Genomic DNA, 16,310 nt, shown 5'->3' on the forward strand with positions numbered 1-16,310 from the left:
ATTAAATGGAAAAGCAACTTACCGATCGTATTGACGCCCTGAAAGCCCAATATTTCAGCGCAAAGCCGTTTATCTCTGTTTCAAGGGCACAGGCGGTTACAGAGGTCTATAAAAACAACCCCGGGCTGGATCTGATTATGTTACGGGCACTTGCCTTTCGGCGCGCCTGCGAACGGGCACCTTTATGGATTGCCGAGAATGAGCTTATTATCAGCCACCCGGCAGGCGGTCCGCGCGGTGGAGAAGTATCACCTGAGCTCAGCTGGCGCTGGGTAGCTGAAGAACTGGATACCGTAAAAGAGCGTAAACAGGATCCCTATCAGATAAGTGACAGCGCAAAGCGTATTCTCAGAGAAGAAATCTTCCCTTTTTGGCGCGGTCGCTCGCTGGATGAAATCGCGGAAACTCAACTCCGTCATGCAGGCCTCTGGGAATGGTGCAATGAATACGGCGTCTGCGACGTAACCATTAAAACCCAGAATGGCGGAGGTGATACCTGTCCGGGTTACGACACGTTATTACTGACAGAAGGTATGGGCGGTTTGCGTGACAGGGCTATTCACGCAATTGAACAGCTAAGTTTAACCTGCGCAGAAGATATGGAACGCCACCAATTTTATCTGGCAACGAAAGAGACCTGCGATGCGGTGATCCATTACGCCCATCGTTACAGCGACTACGCCGCACAACTGGCTGATGAACAAACCGATCCTCAACGCAGAGTAGAATTGAACCGTCTCGCTGACATTTGTCGCCGTGTACCTGAACACGCGCCGCGTAATTTTTATGAGGCGCTTCAGTCCCTGTGGATTGTACAGTCTCTGTTTTGTCTTGAAGAAAACCAGACCGGTATTTCACTGGGACGCGTCGATCAGTATCTCTGGCCATTACTGGAGCGTGACCTGGCAGAAGGGACATTGACTCATGCCCACGCAGAAGAATTACTGTGTTGCTGGATGATTAAAATGGCAGAGAGTTTGTGGATCTGTAGTGAGTCTACAGCAAAATATTTCGCTGGATATCAACCATTTATCAATATGGTTGTTGGCGGGCAAAAACGTGAGGGCGGCGATGCCACTAATCAGCTGACAATGATGATTATGGCCTGCTCACGGAAATTGAAAATTTATCAACCCAGCCTGGCTGTAAGGATACATAACCAGTCGCCGTGGCACTATCTGCGGGAAATTGTGGAAGTTATCCGCGGGGGAACGGGTTTTCCGGCCTGCCATTTCGATGACGCGCATATCAAAATGATGCTGCGCAAGGGATTTGATTATGAAGATGCACGTGATTATTGCCTGATGGGCTGTGTTGAGCCTCAAAAGTCCGGAAAAATGTATCAATGGACATCTGTAGGCTATACCACGTTTACTCGGCCACTGGAACTGGCGTTTAGTAATGGTTATGGGCCACAGGGTGAGCGTATCGGTCCTCAGACCGGCGAACTGACAGAGATGAACAGTTACAACGATTTTGAAGCGGCAGTAAAACAGCAACTGGCGGCTATTACGGCTAAAGCGGCCCAAGCCACACTCATCATTCAGAAGTTGCACAGACAGTATGCCCCAAAACCGCTTATTTCCTGCCTGATTGAGGGATGCCTGGAAAAAGGTCGCGATGTTACCGCGGGCGGAGCGTGGTTAAACAACGGCCCCGGGCTTATCTGGACAGGTCTGGCTGATTTAGCGAACGGGTTGATGGCCATTAAAAAAGTGGTGTATGAGCAAGAGCAGGTCACTTTGTCTGAGCTGGATGAAGTGTTGAAAGCCAATTTTGTTGGGCATGAAGCGCTTCGCCAGCGCTGCCTGCGAGCACCGAAATACGGCAATGATATTGCAGAAGTTGACGAACTGGCGCGTTCCCTTATTCATTACACTGAGCAAGAGCATCGCCGCTATCACATGCTTTATGGCCGCTTCACGCATGGCACGCTATCTATTTCAAATAATACGCCGTTCGGACTGGCAACCGGTGCGTTACCTGGCGGCAGACTGGCTCATAAACCTCTGGCCGACGGAATAAGCCCATCGCAGCAAACCGATATCAATGGCCCGACGGCAGTGATTAACTCGGTGAGCAGGATAAACGTTGAAGAGATGGAAATCGGCATGGTGCATAACCTCAAACTAATGCACGGTATGTTGGAAAGCGATGAAGGCATTAATCAACTGATTAACCTGCTTCGCACCGCCAGTATGCTTGGTAATGGGCAAATGCAGTTTAGCTACGTCGATAATGAAGAGCTGAAGCGCGCGCAGGCACGTCCGGAGGAGTATCCGAATTTGATGATTCGTGTGGCCGGATATAGCGCATTTTTTGTTGAACTCAGCCGTGAGGTGCAGGATGAAATCATTAGCCGTACCGTTCAACATGAATGCTGAGCCGCTAACAGGCCGCGTCTTTAATATTCAGCGCTTCTCGTTACATGATGGCCCGGGTATTCGCAGCGTCGTATTCCTTAAAGGATGTCAGATGAGCTGTATTTGGTGCGCGAATCCCGAAGGATTGCGTCAGGATAATGACGTGCTGTGGCGTGCCAGTAGTTGCCAGCACTGCGGGGCCTGCGTTGATGCCTGCCAGAAAGGTATTCATCAGTGGAGTAATAAGAATCACGTTATTGATCCCAGTATGTCGTGTGATGGCTGCCGTCTTTGTGAAGAAGCTTGCCCGTCCCAGGCGCTTAAGATTGTCGGACGTCAGATGTCAGTTGATGAGGTACATCAAGAGGTCGTAAAAGATGTAGCTTATTATCAGTTATCAGGAGGAGGCGTTACGCTCAGCGGCGGTGAAGTGATGCTTCAACCGGATTTTGCAGTCCAGGTACTACAAAACTTACGCCGGGAGGGTATCCATACCGCGGTGGAAACGGCAGGGTTCGCCCCCTGGTCAGCGGTTGAGAAAGTCAGCACTGTGGCTGATCTGGTGCTCTATGATCTCAAGCTGGCGGATGACACACTTCATCAACGATTTACCGGGGTCAGTAATATCCGTATTTTACGCAATCTTGAAAAATTACTGACGTTGAATACTCCAGTACGCCTGAGGATCCCAGTAATTCCCGGCGTTAACGATTCATCACATGAAATAAATAATATGCTCCTGCTTATCAGCAATCTTACTGCCGGAAAGACATCTTTTCAGGGTATTGATTTATTGCCTTACCATGCTTACGGCGTACAAAAATACTCACTGCTGGGACGCGATTACCCGGCCAGTACTATTATCAGGAAGGGTACAGAAAGTAATGGCGCAACATTCCTTCAGATTGCAAAAGACAGAGGAATCTCCGCTACGCTTTCAACCAGCCTGGTGGGTTAAAAGAACTGTGCCGCAATTGCACAACTTTGGCTTAACAACATTACTCATTTTTTCAGCAAACTGTCTGTTATCTGTAGTGATTTTGCTTATAAGCTAATAACTGAGAATATTACTACTTCGGGCTAAATTCATTAGCAACTGTTAAATTCGTTAATAATTACCAGTTATATTGATGAGAATTTTCATAAATGTAACCAATATACGGGAGGCAATTTAGCGCATAATCACCCGGATATCTGTGTTATAATTTTCTGTAATAACGCAGGTATCTGGTAATTGCCAATATGATTTTTTTAATTGCGGAGAAAATAAAGTTTAATCCAGAGGATGGATCGCTAACCCATTGCGCCACAAAGGAAACGGTAAAACTCACCCTAACGGCCAGCCGCTTGCTGGAAACCCTATTAAGGGCGTCAGAAGGGATACTATCACGTGAGAAATTATTAACTATGGTCTGGGACGATTATGGTTTACAGGCGTCCAATAGCAGCCTTAATCAGTATATCAGTATCTTACGTCGCGCATTATCTGCATTCGGCTGTGAAGAACTGATAATTACTGTACCGAAGATGGGGTTCAGGCTAAATCCTGACATCACACTTCAGTTAACCCAGACAGTGCCGCTCAGTATACCTGAACAGGTCACTTCTCAACGTACCGGGAAACTGTTTTCTTTAAAAAATGCGTACCTCACGATGATTATCGTTCTGACATTATTCATTTGCGGTGCGATCGTTTTTTTTAATACCGTCTCATCGGTCAGTACCAGTCACTACCCGTTGTATAAAGACAGTCTGGCGACCGGGTGCGAGGTGGTGTATATGAAAAATCTGAGTGAGCGAGATCGGGAGAAAGCCAGGAAGAATATTGCTGCCATTCTTAAGGACAATGCCGCCACCTGCGGCCCTGAACAAAAGGTGATATTTGACAGCAATGACTCCTTTACCGCGCAAAGCGCCGGGCGCACCCTTTTTTCGCTTTGCACAGCAGGAAAAAATAATCAAATTATCGCGTGTGACAACGTCTACTACCACAACTGGAAGCAATCATGAAAATTAAATGGATAGTGTGCATGGGTCTTGTCCTGATTGCTGTCTGCCTGGGTGTTTCATTTAACTATGCCCATGGAATCAGTAACTTCAAATGTACGAATCAGTCACGCTATCGTATAACAAGAAATTCAGTGGTATATGATTTCTATGTTAAGCAAACCATTCAATTATATGAAGATAATACGGGTTTTATTTCATTTAATGGTAAGGTTGTGGGAGGCGATGTAACACAAAGCGTGAGCCGTAAAATTCTTCTGCGGGATGGTCATCAGATAGATAACCATACTCTCCAGTACCAGAATGACGGCGTTCGCAGATTACCGGCAGATCATGTTGAGGATGATATTTTTCAAATCTTACTGGCAGAAGTCAGCGGTGATGACGCAACCCTGATTTTTGAGCGAGAAAGAATTGATAACCACGCCTGGCTTATCGGTAATCCGGATGCCTGGGTTCTCACTTGTGTTGAATATTAAAACAATAAAAGCGTGACTGCAGAGTTAAATAATTAAACCTGTAATGACATTAAATCACGTCCTTTGTTTTAATATTAAATCACAGCAGTATTAAACAACATCCTGAATTTACCATACCATGTACCAGTGGCTACCCCTCATTACGGTTGCGGATACGGTATTAATTAAAAATCACATATTAAAGAATCTGTTAAGTATTAGTGAGATTGGAATTCACAATTTATCAGAGATCCGGTTTCATCTAAATATAACATTGTTATATACACAGTGATATTGAAGGCGGCGAATGAAATTTTACCAATAAGAATTTGAATTAACTTGTCCATTCCTCCGGAGTAAGGACCGTGTTGTATCTGTTTCTTCTTGTACGACAAGAATGCATGTAACTAGCGGAAAAACTAAAGGAAGTTATATACCAACCAAACTGAGTCTGCATTGTGTCAGCCTCTGGCTGGCATTCTGCTTTCATTCGCTCACATATATAACCCTACAAAATTAATTACATCATTATCGCTGAGGATATAAAATTGGCTCGTTATTTACCCCTGATTATCTTTGCCGTTTTTTTAATTACAGCGTGCGAGCAGAAAGAAATAGATTTACCCATTCAGCCTCGCACAATTAAAGTTGTGGAGGTGGGAAAGTCTGAAAAGGCCCGTCAACGTATTCTCCCCGCAAGAATTGAGTACAGTGATTCCACCGCACTATCTTTTGAACGCTCGGGCCGTATTGAATGGCTTGATATCCGCCAGGGAACTCCAGTGGCGAAAGGACAAGTGATCGCCCGGCTCTCTAGCGATGAAGCCCGGCAACGGGTAAAAGAACGGCAGACCACCGCCGACCTCGCACAGCGACAGTTTGAACGCTTCCAGGCATTGTCTGCGCGCCATGCCGTCTCACGTGATGAGATGGATGTACAACGTGCCAAAAGAGATGCTGCAAACGCGGCGCTACAGATCGCTCGTGAAGAACTGAACCAAATGATACTCACCGCCCCGTTCTCCGGTATCGCTGTCAGTGTAAATGCTCGAAGCCATCAGGTTGCGACAGCCGGACAAACTATCGCCACTCTGGCTCGCACCGACATGCTCGATGTGGCATTCAGCGTACCGGAAAACCTGTTTACCGCAATGGACATTCGCAATGAGACCTATCGACCACTGGTGCAAATCACTGCACTGCCTGGCCGCCAGTTTCAGGCTGATTACAAAGAGCACTCGGCTAGCAGCAACAATAACACGCTCACCTGGAAGATGATTTTAACCATGCCACGACCGTCTGACTTCCCTGCTGTTGCTGGGGTCAGTGGTACGGTCACCATCGATCTGTCAAAACTGCCAGTCAGTACCTTGCGTGAAAAGCTGGTCGTGCCAGTTGAAGCTGTGTTTAACCCGGACAACAGCCCACTCAATCACCCCCACGTCTGGGTGGTAAAGGGCAGCGGCGAGCAGCTTACGCTGGAAGAACGCAGTGTAACCACTGGTGAACTCACCGAGGGCGGTATCGTAATAACCCACGGTCTAACAAACGGTGAACGGGTGGTCGCTGCCGGGGTGAATGAAATACATGCTCAGCAGCAGGTCCGTATCTGGACACGTGAAGGGGGACTGTAATGGATATCTCCCGACAGTTTATTAATAATCCCGTCCGTGTCTGGCTGCTCATTCTGTTACTAGGTATCGGCGGTATTTTTGCACTACTTAACATCGGTCGTCTTGAAGATCCAGAGTTTGCTATTAAAAGCGCCGTGGTTGTTACCCTCTATCCAGGGGCATCCGCCGAGCAAGTAGAAGAAGAAGTAACACTGCCACTGGAAAAAGCCCTGCAGCAACTGCCCTATCTGGATAACATCAGTTCGATTTCATCCAACGGGATGTCGCAAATCACAGTGAACATCGCTTCGCACTACCACTCGGATAAATTACCCCAAATCTGGGACGAATTACGTCGTCGGGTAGGTGATGCAGGACGCGTATTTCCGCCTGGTGTCATGCAGCCTTTCGTAAACGATGATTTTGGCGATGTTTTTGGATTTTTCTTCTCAATTTCCGGTGACAATTTCAGCAATAAAGAGCTTGCACAATATGCCGAACAGCTGCGACGTGAGCTGGTACTGGTGCCTGGCGTAGGCAAGGTCATGACCGGAGGAATCATAACGTCACAGATCAATGTAGAGGTGTCACTGATAAAAATGGCTGCGCGCGGCATCACGCCGGCTCAGCTATCCGCTGCGCTGAGTCGACTGAATGTTGTGTCAAACGCTGGGGTGATAAAATCTGGTACAGAATCAATCCGTATACATTCCACTGGCGAATTCGAAAATCTTGATGAACTGGGCCATCTACTTGTTAGCCCAGCGGGTGACAGCGCCAGCACACGCCTGAAAGATATAGCCACACTCACGCGCGGTCTCGCTGATTCGCCCTCCAGCATTTATCACGCCAACGGTCAACCCGCCGTGATGATGGGGGTATCATTTATACCCGGCGTGAATGTGATTGACGTGGGACAAGCGCTGAAATCTAAGTTACTACAGATGTCTGAGGAAAAACCCGCCGGTATACAGATCGGTGTATTTTACGACCAGTCTGCTGAAGTGGCATCTTCAGTAAATGGCTTTCTTACTAATTTTCTAATGGCGCTAACGATAGTCATCGGAATATTGGTGATATTCATGGGGCTGAGCAGCGGCATTATTATAGCCCTGTCATTAGCGCTCAATGTGCTGGGCACGTTGTTTATTATGTATCTGTGGGGACTTGAGCTTCAGCGCATCTCCCTGGGGGCGCTGATAATCGCGCTGAGTATGCTGGTAGATAATGCGATAGTGGTTGTGGAGGGATTACTCATTTCGCGTCAGCAGGGCGTGTCAGGGGTAAAAGCGCTAAACTTAATTGTTCGGCGATCCGCACTTCCGCTGTTGGGAGCCACAATTATTGCTATCCTGGCATTTGCTCCTATTGGCCTGTCACAGGACTCAACGGGCGAATACTGTAAATCGCTGTTTCAGGTATTGTTAATTTCACTGATGCTGAGCTGGTTCACGGCCCTAACCATTACGCCAGCACTGGTTAAATGGTGGCTATTTAAAACCGAATCCCCTCTTAAGCAGCCATCAGAATTCGCTCCCTATAGTGGCAGTTTTTACCGACTCTATCAGCGTATCCTGAATACACTGTTGGCACACAAAACAGCCACACTTTCAGTCATGGCAGTACTGCTGGCGTTGGCAATCTGGGGCTTTGGCTCGGTACGACAAAATTTCTTTCCTTCAGCCAGTACACCGATTTTTTTTGTGGATCTGTGGCTACCTTATGGTTCGGACATCACCTCCACGGAAAAGATGGCTAGTGATATTGAAAAAATAATTGACGGTCGCCCGGGCGTGGTTTCCACGGTGTCAACGATAGGTCATGGCAGCATGCGGTTTATCCTGACTTACAACGGTCAGCGCCAGTACAGCAATTACGCACAAATCATGGTAAGAATGGACAATGAGCGCAATATTGGGGTACTGACGAGCCAGTTGGATACCGTTATCGCGCAGGATTACCCGCAGGTCAATGCCAGTACCAATCGCGTGATGTTTGGCCCTGCGGGCAGTAGCAGTATTGAGGTACGCATCAGAGGGACAGCGCCCGATATCATGCGCCAGATTGCCAGCAAAGTAAGTACTATTCTGGCCGACAATCGCGATACCAGTAGTGTAAGTAACGACTGGCAAAACCGCAGTAAAGTCATTCGCCCACAATATAATCCAGTGCTCGGTCAAGAGTTAGGTGTGGATAAAAAAGAAGTAGATGACGCGTTGGAAATGAATTTTTCCGGCAGTCGCATCGGGCTATATCGCGAAGGCACGGATATGATGCCGATAGTGGTGCGTCCGCCCGAAAACGAGCGGCATGACATTAATCATCTTAATAATGTCCAGGTCTGGAGCCAAAATCAGCAACGCTACATTCCGCTCAGTAACGTGGTCGATGGGTTCATATTACAGTGGGAAAATCCACTGATTCTGCGTCGCGATCGCAGCAGGGTTATGACCATCATGACCAACCCTGACCCACTGAGCAATGCCACTTCCGCCGATATTCTGGCACGCGTTCGCCCACAGATTGAACAGATTCCGTTGCCGCACGGTTACAACATTACGTGGGGAGGAGATGCGGAAAGTTCAAGCGAGGCACAGCAAGGCCTGTTCTCTACCCTGCCGTTAGGTTATCTGGTGATGTTCACCATTACCGTGTTGATGTTTAGTTCGCTGAAAAATGCTTTCGCCATCTGGCTTACCGTGCCGCTGGCATTAATTGGCGTCACAACAGGGTTTTTACTTATCGACATTCCGTTTGGCTTTATGGCCCTGATAGGTTTGCTGAGTCTGAGTGGAATGTTGATCCGTAACGGGATTGTCCTGGTTGAGGAGATTGAGCATCAGAAACAGGTGAAGCCGCAACATGAAGCGCTTATATCCGCCGCCACTTCACGTTTACGTCCTGTTCTGCTCACAACCTTCACCACTGTACTGGGTTTCGCGCCGCTGCTGAGGGATGTCTTTTTTCAGGGCATGGCCGTGGTTGTTATGTTTGGTCTGGGTTTTGCGACAATCCTTACCTTAATGGTTCTGCCGGTCCTCTATGACTGCCTGCACCGTCCGGAGACACCATGAAACATCACGGGGTAAATGTTAAAAATCGACAGGCTGCTTGTCGTTTACAGGAGAACAGACGTCAATGCATCAGAGCGGGTTAAAATCATTAACGCCCCTTATTCAGGGGCTGCTTTTGCTGACATGTTTGACCATACTATTGGCTGGATTGCGCATGGCAGCACCACTGGTTAATCAGGTCCTCCTGGCGCTGTTTCTCGCCGTGATGCTTGATCCACTGATCGAACGCCTGGAGAAACACGGACTCCCTCGACTCCTTACTTCGCTATCAGTGATTGTGGCTCTGCTGTTACTGATCGTTATTATCATCAGCTCGCTCAGCGCCTCAGCACCGGGGTTAATTCAGCTCAGTCGCCTGGCATCGGTTCAGATCGCCACCCAGCTTCATGCTCTGACATTTTTTCTGAGCGAGGCGGGTATTTTCCTTTCCACCAATCTGGTGCTTAGTTTCATCGATACCAGTGCCATACTTCGTCTGATAACCAGCCAGCTGTCGCTGATTCCGGGCATGTTGTCCTGGTGGCTGATGGTATTTCTTATGCTGCTATTTATGTTGTACGAACTGCCAGTGTTAAAAACCACTCTGCGCACCACTCAACATCGTTCGGGTGTGATCCGTGCGCTGCTGGAAGGCATACAAAGCGTGATCGTTTATGCACGCGTAAAAACGCTGACGGGACTGCTCGGTGGCCTGGTTGTCTGGGCCGCCGCCTGGCTACTGGGTTTAAAGTTTGCTTTTCTCTGGGGCATGCTGATGTTTATTTTCAATTATGTCCCGGTGCTCGGCTCCTTACTTGCCGCGATTCCGCCGGTCCTTCAGACGATGATCTTTTTCGATATACAGGCCGGCCTGTTGGTCGCTGGATTTTTCGTGGTGCTAAACCTTTCCCTGAGTTCAGTGATGGAACCACTTATGCTCGGCAAACGGTTGAATTTACCACTGACGGTTCAACTACTGGCATTCCTGATCTGGCAGGCACTACTTGGCATAACTGGAGCTATACTGGCCATTCCACTCACCTTTTTACTGAAAAAAGTGTGGCAAGCATTACGTGAACTGGAATGACGTATATATGCAGACGAGAGAAGTTGTGGAAAGTTACCAATTTTAAACTGAATAAGTTTACCAGTCGGGGACTCGCGTAACGTTAGAAAAAAGACTTCATCCTGGTGGCACCAGATGAGAGACGTAAACCACGATTTTCGCCTACGTCAGCTTCATCTTTGCCACCAGGCTTCATCATTTTTACCGCTTTAAACGAAAGTGGCTTTCCCTCTTGTTTTCCTGCCATAAAGACTCCGTTATCATGCACCTCATACCGTCATGAAATCCTACTGTTAACTGTAGGATTTCATGATATTCGATGAGACAACGTGAAACCTAATGATAACCATAAAACCCACTAACTCATTAAAAATTAAGAAATATGGACATCACACTCCAATGAGTACAATAGAAAACCTAGACTCTCACACGCCGATGATGCAGCAGTATCTCAAGCTGAAGGCTCAGCATCCGGAAATACTGCTTTTTTACCGCATGGGCGACTTTTACGAACTGTTTTATGACGATGCGAAACGCGCGTCTCAGCTGCTTGATATCTCCCTGACCAAACGCGGCGCATCAGCAGGCGAGCCTATCCCGATGGCGGGTATTCCTCACCATGCGGTAGAAAACTACCTCGCCAAGCTGGTTAATCAGGGTGAATCTGTCGCTATTTGTGAGCAGATTGGCGATCCGGCAACCAGCAAAGGCCCGGTTGAGCGCAAAGTGGTACGCATTGTCACGCCTGGCACCATCAGTGATGAAGCGCTGTTGCAAGAACGCCAGGACAACCTGCTGGCCGCTATCTGGCAAGACAGTAAAGGTTACGGCTACGCCACGCTGGATATCAGCTCCGGGCGTTTTCGCGTCAGCGAACCGGCCGACCGCGAGACCATGGCCGCAGAATTGCAGCGCACCAATCCCGCTGAACTGCTGTATGCCGAAGATTTCGCTGAAACCTCACTGATTGAGGGGCGTCGCGGATTACGTCGTCGTCCACTATGGGAATTTGAAATCGATACTGCTCGCCAGCAGCTAAACTTGCAGTTTGGCACGCGGGATCTGATTGGTTTTGGCGTGGAAAACGCCCCGCGCGGATTATGTGCTGCTGGCTGTCTGCTGCAATACGTAAAAGATACCCAGCGCACCTCACTGCCGCATATTCGTTCCATCACCATGGAACGTCAACAGGACAGCATCATTATGGATGCCGCCACGCGCCGCAATCTGGAAATTACCCAGAACCTGGCGGGTGGCGTTGAAAACACGCTGGCTTCAGTACTCGACTGCACCGTGACGCCGATGGGCAGCCGTATGCTCAAGCGCTGGCTGCATATGCCGGTCCGTGACACCAAAGTCCTTACCGAGCGTCAACAGACTATCGGTGCGCTACAGGATTCCACCAGTGAATTGCAACCCGTGCTGCGTCAGGTAGGCGATCTGGAACGTATCCTGGCGCGTTTGGCCCTGCGTACTGCGCGTCCGCGCGATCTGGCCCGTATGCGTCATGCCTTCCAGCAATTACCGGAACTGCGCGCGCAACTGGAAAGTGTAGACAGTACCCCCGTGCAGATGCTGCGCGAGAAAATGGGTGAGTTTGCCGAGCTGCGTGAACTGCTGGAACGCGCCGTTGTGGAAGCTCCGCCAGTGCTGGTTCGCGACGGTGGCGTCATCGCCCCGGGCTATAACGAAGAACTGGACGAGTGGCGAGCGCTGGCTGATGGCGCAACTGACTATCTGGACAGACTGGAAATCCGTGAGCGCGAGCGCACCGGTCTGGATACGCTGAAGGTTGGGTTTAACGCCGTTCATGGCTACTACATTCAGATCAGTCGCGGGCAGAGCCATCTGGCGCCGATTAACTATGTGCGTCGCCAGACGCTGAAAAATGCCGAACGCTACATTATTCCGGAACTGAAAGAGTACGAAGACAAAGTTCTGACGTCAAAAGGCAAAGCACTGGCGCTGGAAAAACAGCTGTACGATGAGCTGTTCGACATGCTGTTGCCGCATCTGGCTGATTTGCAACAGAGCGCCAGCGCGCTGGCGGAGCTGGACGTACTGGTCAACCTTGCAGAACGCGCTTATACCCTGAATTACACCTGCCCGACCTTCACCGATAAACCCGGCATTCGTATTACTGAGGGACGTCATCCGGTGGTTGAACAGGTGCTAACCGAGCCGTTTATCGCCAACCCGCTTAACCTCTCGCCTCAGCGACGGATGCTGATCATCACCGGTCCGAATATGGGGGGTAAAAGTACCTATATGCGCCAGACCGCGTTGATTGCGCTGTTGGCGTACATCGGCAGCTACGTTCCGGCGCAGAAAGTGGAAATAGGCCCGATCGATCGGATCTTTACCCGCGTGGGCGCGGCGGATGATCTGGCATCCGGTCGTTCTACCTTTATGGTAGAAATGACCGAAACCGCCAACATTCTGCATAACGCCACCGAGAACAGCCTGGTACTTATGGATGAGATTGGACGTGGCACCTCCACCTACGACGGCCTGTCGCTGGCATGGGCGTGCGCGGAAAACCTGGCCAATAAAATCAAAGCATTAACGTTGTTTGCCACCCACTACTTCGAACTGACTCAGTTACCGGAAAAAATGGAGGGCGTCGCGAATGTGCATCTGGATGCGTTAGAGCACGGCGATACCATCGCCTTCATGCACAGCGTACAGGATGGTGCGGCGAGCAAGAGCTATGGTCTGGCAGTAGCAGCCCTCGCTGGCGTGCCGAAAGAGGTTATTAAACGCGCGCGGCAAAAACTGCGCGAACTGGAAAGCATTGCGCCAAACGTTGCTGCGACCCAGGTCGATGGAACACAGATGTCGCTGCTTTCAGTGCCTGAAGAAACCTCGCCCGCCGTTGAAGCGCTGGAAAACCTCGACCCGGATTCACTAACGCCTCGCCAGGCGCTGGAGTGGATCTACCGGTTGAAAAGTCTGGTGTAACGTTGTAATGCCCGATGGCGCTTTGCTTATCGGGCCTACGGCAACGCGAGAATGGGTGCAAGAGGACGAAACCAGACCATCAAGACGCGGGGTTTCCCCTGCGTTGTTGCTACTTCTTCGGTTCGTAAGCGAGAACAGCTTTAAACTCCATACCACGTTCTTTAATACTTAACTCGCACAACGAATCTCGTACCATTAACGTGAATCCCAGCGCCGTGAAACACAGCACTACAATTGCCACAAGGGCATATTTTGTCAGCATGTCTTGCCTCCCTGCAAAGAAGAGACTAACATCCAAATGGTCTAGGTTTGTACGTTAGCCTCAGGTTGATAGAACTATCTCCTGGGGCTTTTGTCTTTCCGGGACCTTGCCAATGCTCAAAGCCCAAAAAGCCTCAAGCACCCGCCGCTATTCTATTCCCGATGCCGCTGTAACAAATCAATTTATCAATACGTTACGAGTCTGCTCGCAAAAAAGACCCGGAATCCTGGGCCTTCAGTATTAGCGCTTACCTTCCGCCAGCAGCGGTGGAATACTCGGCACCATTGGCGCATCGTCGATATCTTTCTGCGTCATACGAAACGCCTCCGGGTAGTGCTCGCGACTGGTACGACGTAGCGGTTCGGTATTACGCCAGGTGTACAGACAATGCTGGCACTGATATACCGTCCAGACACCTTTTACCGGCGAGTTTGCCATCACTTCAATATGTTCATCGGCACAACGTGGACAAATCATCTGCTACTCCTTATTTACGGTTGGCCAGCATGGCGGTCAGTTTTTCTGCCCAGGCTTTCGTTTCCGGTAAATCACATACCGGCTGGCTGTAGTGCCCACGGTTATCCGGCGCAACCGGCGTGGTAGCATCAATAATTAACTTGTCGGTAATCCCCGCCGGACTGGAACCCGGATCAAGCTCCAGCACCGACATATTCGGCAGTTGCACCAGATCGCCCGCCGGATTGACCTTCGAAGACAGCGCCCACATCACCTGCGGCAGGTTGAACGGGTCAACATCCTCATCAACCATAATCACCATTTTCACGTACCCCAGGCCATGCGGCGTCGTCATTGCGCGCAGCCCCACCGCGCGGGCAAAGCCGCCGTAGCGTTTTTTGGTGGAGATAATCGCCAGCAAACCGTGGGTGTACATGGCATTCACCGCCTGCACTTCCGGGAACTCGGCTTTCAGCTGTTGATACAGCGGTACGCAGGTTGCCGGCCCCATCAGGTAGTCAATCTCCGTCCACGGCATCCCCAGATATAGCGATTCAAAAATCGGTTTGGTGCGATAAGAGACTTTATCGATACGTACGACCGTCATATTACGTCCACCGGAATAGTGCCCAGTAAACTCGCCAAACGGCCCTTCGATTTCACGCTTACGGCTTTCAATGACCCCTTCGAGGATCACTTCCGAACCCCAAGGCACGTCAAAACCGGTGAGCGGTGCGGGAGCGATCGGGTACGGGCTTTCACGCAGCGCTCCCGCCATTTCGTATTCCGACTGATCGTACTTCAGCGGCGTGGCCCCCATCAGGGTGATGATAGGATCGTTACCCAGCGTGATGGCAATCGGCAGATCTTCACCGCGCTCTTCAGCTTTATGCAGATGCAGCGCGATATCATGCATCGGCACCGGCTGCAGGCCAAGCTTGCGTTTGCCCTTCACTTCCATACGATAAATGCCGACGTTCTGTTTGCCGAAGTTGTCCGGATCCAGCGGATCGCGCGACACCACGCAGGCTTTATCAAGATAGAAACCGCCGTCACCATCGTTCAGACGAAACAGCGGCAGAATATCAAACAGGTTGATCTCCTCACCATCAATACAGTTTTCAGCCCACGCCGGGTTGGCACGACGCTCCGGTGTAACCGGAAATTTATCCCAACGGCGAATAAACTCATCAATTTGTTTTTTCACCGGCGTATTGGGCGGCAGGCCTAATGAAATGGCATGATTCTGCCATGAGCCGATGGTATTCATCACCACGCGGGCGTCGGTAAAACCACGAATATTGTCAAACCACAGCGCTGGCGCACCATCACCAATACGTCCGGTCGCGTTAGCCGCCGCAGCCAGATCCGGCTCAGCGTTGACTTCTTCACTGATTTTCAGCAATTGTCCCTGGTCGTCCAGCGCTTGTAAAAAGCTGCGCAAATCATCAAATGCCATTATTCATTCTCCTGTGAAAAATTTTGCGCCTGCCGTAAACCCTGCCAGCGACGGGCGTTTGGATGCTCCAGACCAAACTGATCGAGCACACGCGCAACGATATGCTGAGTGATGTCATCGACCGTTTGCGGGTGGTTGTAAAACGCGGGCATCGGCGGGACCATCGCCACGCCCATGCGGGAAAGTGCGAGCATGTTTTCCAGATGAATAGTGCTGAGCGGCATTTCACGCGGAACCAGAACCAGCTTGCGCCCTTCTTTCAGCACCACATCAGCAGCGCGCCCCACCAGTCCTTCCGCGTAGCCTGCTCGAATACCGGCCAGCGTTTTCATACTGCAGGGGATAATGATCATGCCGTCAGTACGAAACGATCCTGAGGATATGGTCGCCGACTGGTCCGCCGGGTTGTGGCAATAATCGGCCAACGCCGACACATCACGGACGCTGTACGGCGTCTCCAGTTCAATGGTGGTTTTGGCCCACTTTGACAGCACCAGATGGGTTTCTACCCCCGGCATTTCCCGCAGCGCCAGCAATAGCGACACACCAAGCGGTGCGCCGGTCGCCCCGGTCATTCCTACAATCAGTCTCATTTAGCCCTCAACTTTGTTC

14 protein-coding genes are annotated in these 16,310 nt (G+C 50.1%); 9 read left to right on the top strand and 5 right to left on the bottom strand.

What is annotated here, in order from left to right; translation table 11 throughout:
- Positions 1 to 5: 5 nt before the first annotated feature.
- The 8 genes from cutC (at position 6) to WN16_RS22355 (ending at position 10,581) form a co-directional block, all read left to right on the top strand.
- On the top strand, positions 6 to 2,384 hold the full coding sequence (cutC, locus tag WN16_RS22325) for a choline trimethylamine-lyase (RefSeq protein ID WP_044699720.1): 2,379 nt from the start codon (positions 6 to 8) through the stop codon (positions 2,382 to 2,384).
- Positions 2,347 to 3,321, top strand: a complete 975-nt coding sequence (locus WN16_RS22330; protein ID WP_003037447.1) for a glycyl-radical enzyme activating protein — start codon at positions 2,347 to 2,349, stop codon at positions 3,319 to 3,321. Before cutC ends, WN16_RS22330 begins: the two co-directional genes overlap by 38 nt.
- A 284-nt stretch (positions 3,322 to 3,605) precedes the next feature.
- A complete protein-coding gene (locus WN16_RS22335) occupies positions 3,606 to 4,373 on the top strand; it encodes a winged helix-turn-helix domain-containing protein (protein WP_003840308.1) in 768 nt (255 codons plus the stop codon).
- A complete protein-coding gene (locus tag WN16_RS22340) occupies positions 4,370 to 4,849 on the top strand; it encodes a hypothetical protein (protein ID WP_016150897.1) in 480 nt (159 codons plus the stop codon). The genes WN16_RS22335 and WN16_RS22340 overlap by 4 nt, the downstream gene beginning before the upstream one ends.
- A 527-nt stretch (positions 4,850 to 5,376) precedes the next feature.
- Complete coding sequence (locus tag WN16_RS22345; protein ID WP_088169088.1) at positions 5,377 to 6,462, top strand: efflux RND transporter periplasmic adaptor subunit; 1,086 nt, start codon at positions 5,377 to 5,379, stop codon at positions 6,460 to 6,462.
- The gene (locus tag WN16_RS22350) at positions 6,462 to 9,515 is read left to right on the top strand and encodes an efflux RND transporter permease subunit (protein ID WP_016150899.1); all 3,054 of its coding nucleotides are present in this window, start codon (positions 6,462 to 6,464) and stop codon (positions 9,513 to 9,515) included. The genes WN16_RS22345 and WN16_RS22350 overlap by 1 nt, the downstream gene beginning before the upstream one ends.
- A gap of 15 nt (positions 9,516 to 9,530) precedes the next feature.
- A complete protein-coding gene (locus tag WN16_RS24650; protein ID WP_224769924.1) occupies positions 9,531 to 9,689 on the top strand; it encodes a hypothetical protein in 159 nt (52 codons plus the stop codon).
- Positions 9,670 to 10,581: an AI-2E family transporter gene (locus WN16_RS22355; protein WP_230126937.1), complete on the top strand. Its 912-nt coding sequence runs from the start codon at positions 9,670 to 9,672 to the stop codon at positions 10,579 to 10,581. Before WN16_RS24650 ends, WN16_RS22355 begins: the two co-directional genes overlap by 20 nt.
- 82 nt (positions 10,582 to 10,663) lie before the next feature.
- On the opposite strand, the gene WN16_RS22360 is transcribed toward WN16_RS22355, so the two are convergent.
- On the bottom strand, positions 10,664 to 10,807 hold the full coding sequence (locus WN16_RS22360; protein ID WP_003034206.1) for a hypothetical protein: 144 nt from the start codon (positions 10,805 to 10,807) through the stop codon (positions 10,664 to 10,666).
- 152 nt (positions 10,808 to 10,959) lie between these two features.
- Between WN16_RS22360 and mutS the strand changes: the two genes are divergently transcribed.
- Positions 10,960 to 13,521 carry a DNA mismatch repair protein MutS gene (gene mutS, locus WN16_RS22365; RefSeq protein ID WP_044699723.1) on the top strand — a complete coding sequence of 854 codons (2,562 nt, stop codon included), beginning with the start codon at positions 10,960 to 10,962 and terminating at the stop codon, positions 13,519 to 13,521.
- A 109-nt stretch (positions 13,522 to 13,630) separates the two neighbouring features.
- On the opposite strand, the gene WN16_RS22370 is transcribed toward mutS, so the two are convergent.
- The 4 genes from WN16_RS22370 to WN16_RS22385 form a co-directional block, all read right to left on the bottom strand.
- The gene (locus WN16_RS22370; RefSeq protein WP_003034202.1) at positions 13,631 to 13,783 is read right to left on the bottom strand and encodes a Hok/Gef family protein; all 153 of its coding nucleotides are present in this window, start codon (positions 13,781 to 13,783) and stop codon (positions 13,631 to 13,633) included.
- A gap of 240 nt (positions 13,784 to 14,023) precedes the next feature.
- On the bottom strand, positions 14,024 to 14,260 hold the full coding sequence (locus tag WN16_RS22375) for a non-oxidative hydroxyarylic acid decarboxylases subunit D (protein ID WP_003846555.1): 237 nt from the start codon (positions 14,258 to 14,260) through the stop codon (positions 14,024 to 14,026).
- A gap of 10 nt (positions 14,261 to 14,270) precedes the next feature.
- On the bottom strand, positions 14,271 to 15,698 hold the full coding sequence (locus tag WN16_RS22380; RefSeq protein ID WP_044699726.1) for a non-oxidative hydroxyarylic acid decarboxylases subunit C: 1,428 nt from the start codon (positions 15,696 to 15,698) through the stop codon (positions 14,271 to 14,273).
- Positions 15,698 to 16,291 (bottom strand): non-oxidative hydroxyarylic acid decarboxylases subunit B, encoded by a 594-nt coding sequence (locus WN16_RS22385; RefSeq protein ID WP_003034196.1) that lies wholly within the window; start codon positions 16,289 to 16,291, stop codon positions 15,698 to 15,700. The genes WN16_RS22380 and WN16_RS22385 overlap by 1 nt, the downstream gene beginning before the upstream one ends.
- Positions 16,292 to 16,310 lie beyond the last annotated feature (19 nt).

It is taken from the genome of Citrobacter sp. ABFQG (assembly GCF_004322975.1).
GTDB lineage: Bacteria > Pseudomonadota > Gammaproteobacteria > Enterobacterales > Enterobacteriaceae > Citrobacter > Citrobacter freundii.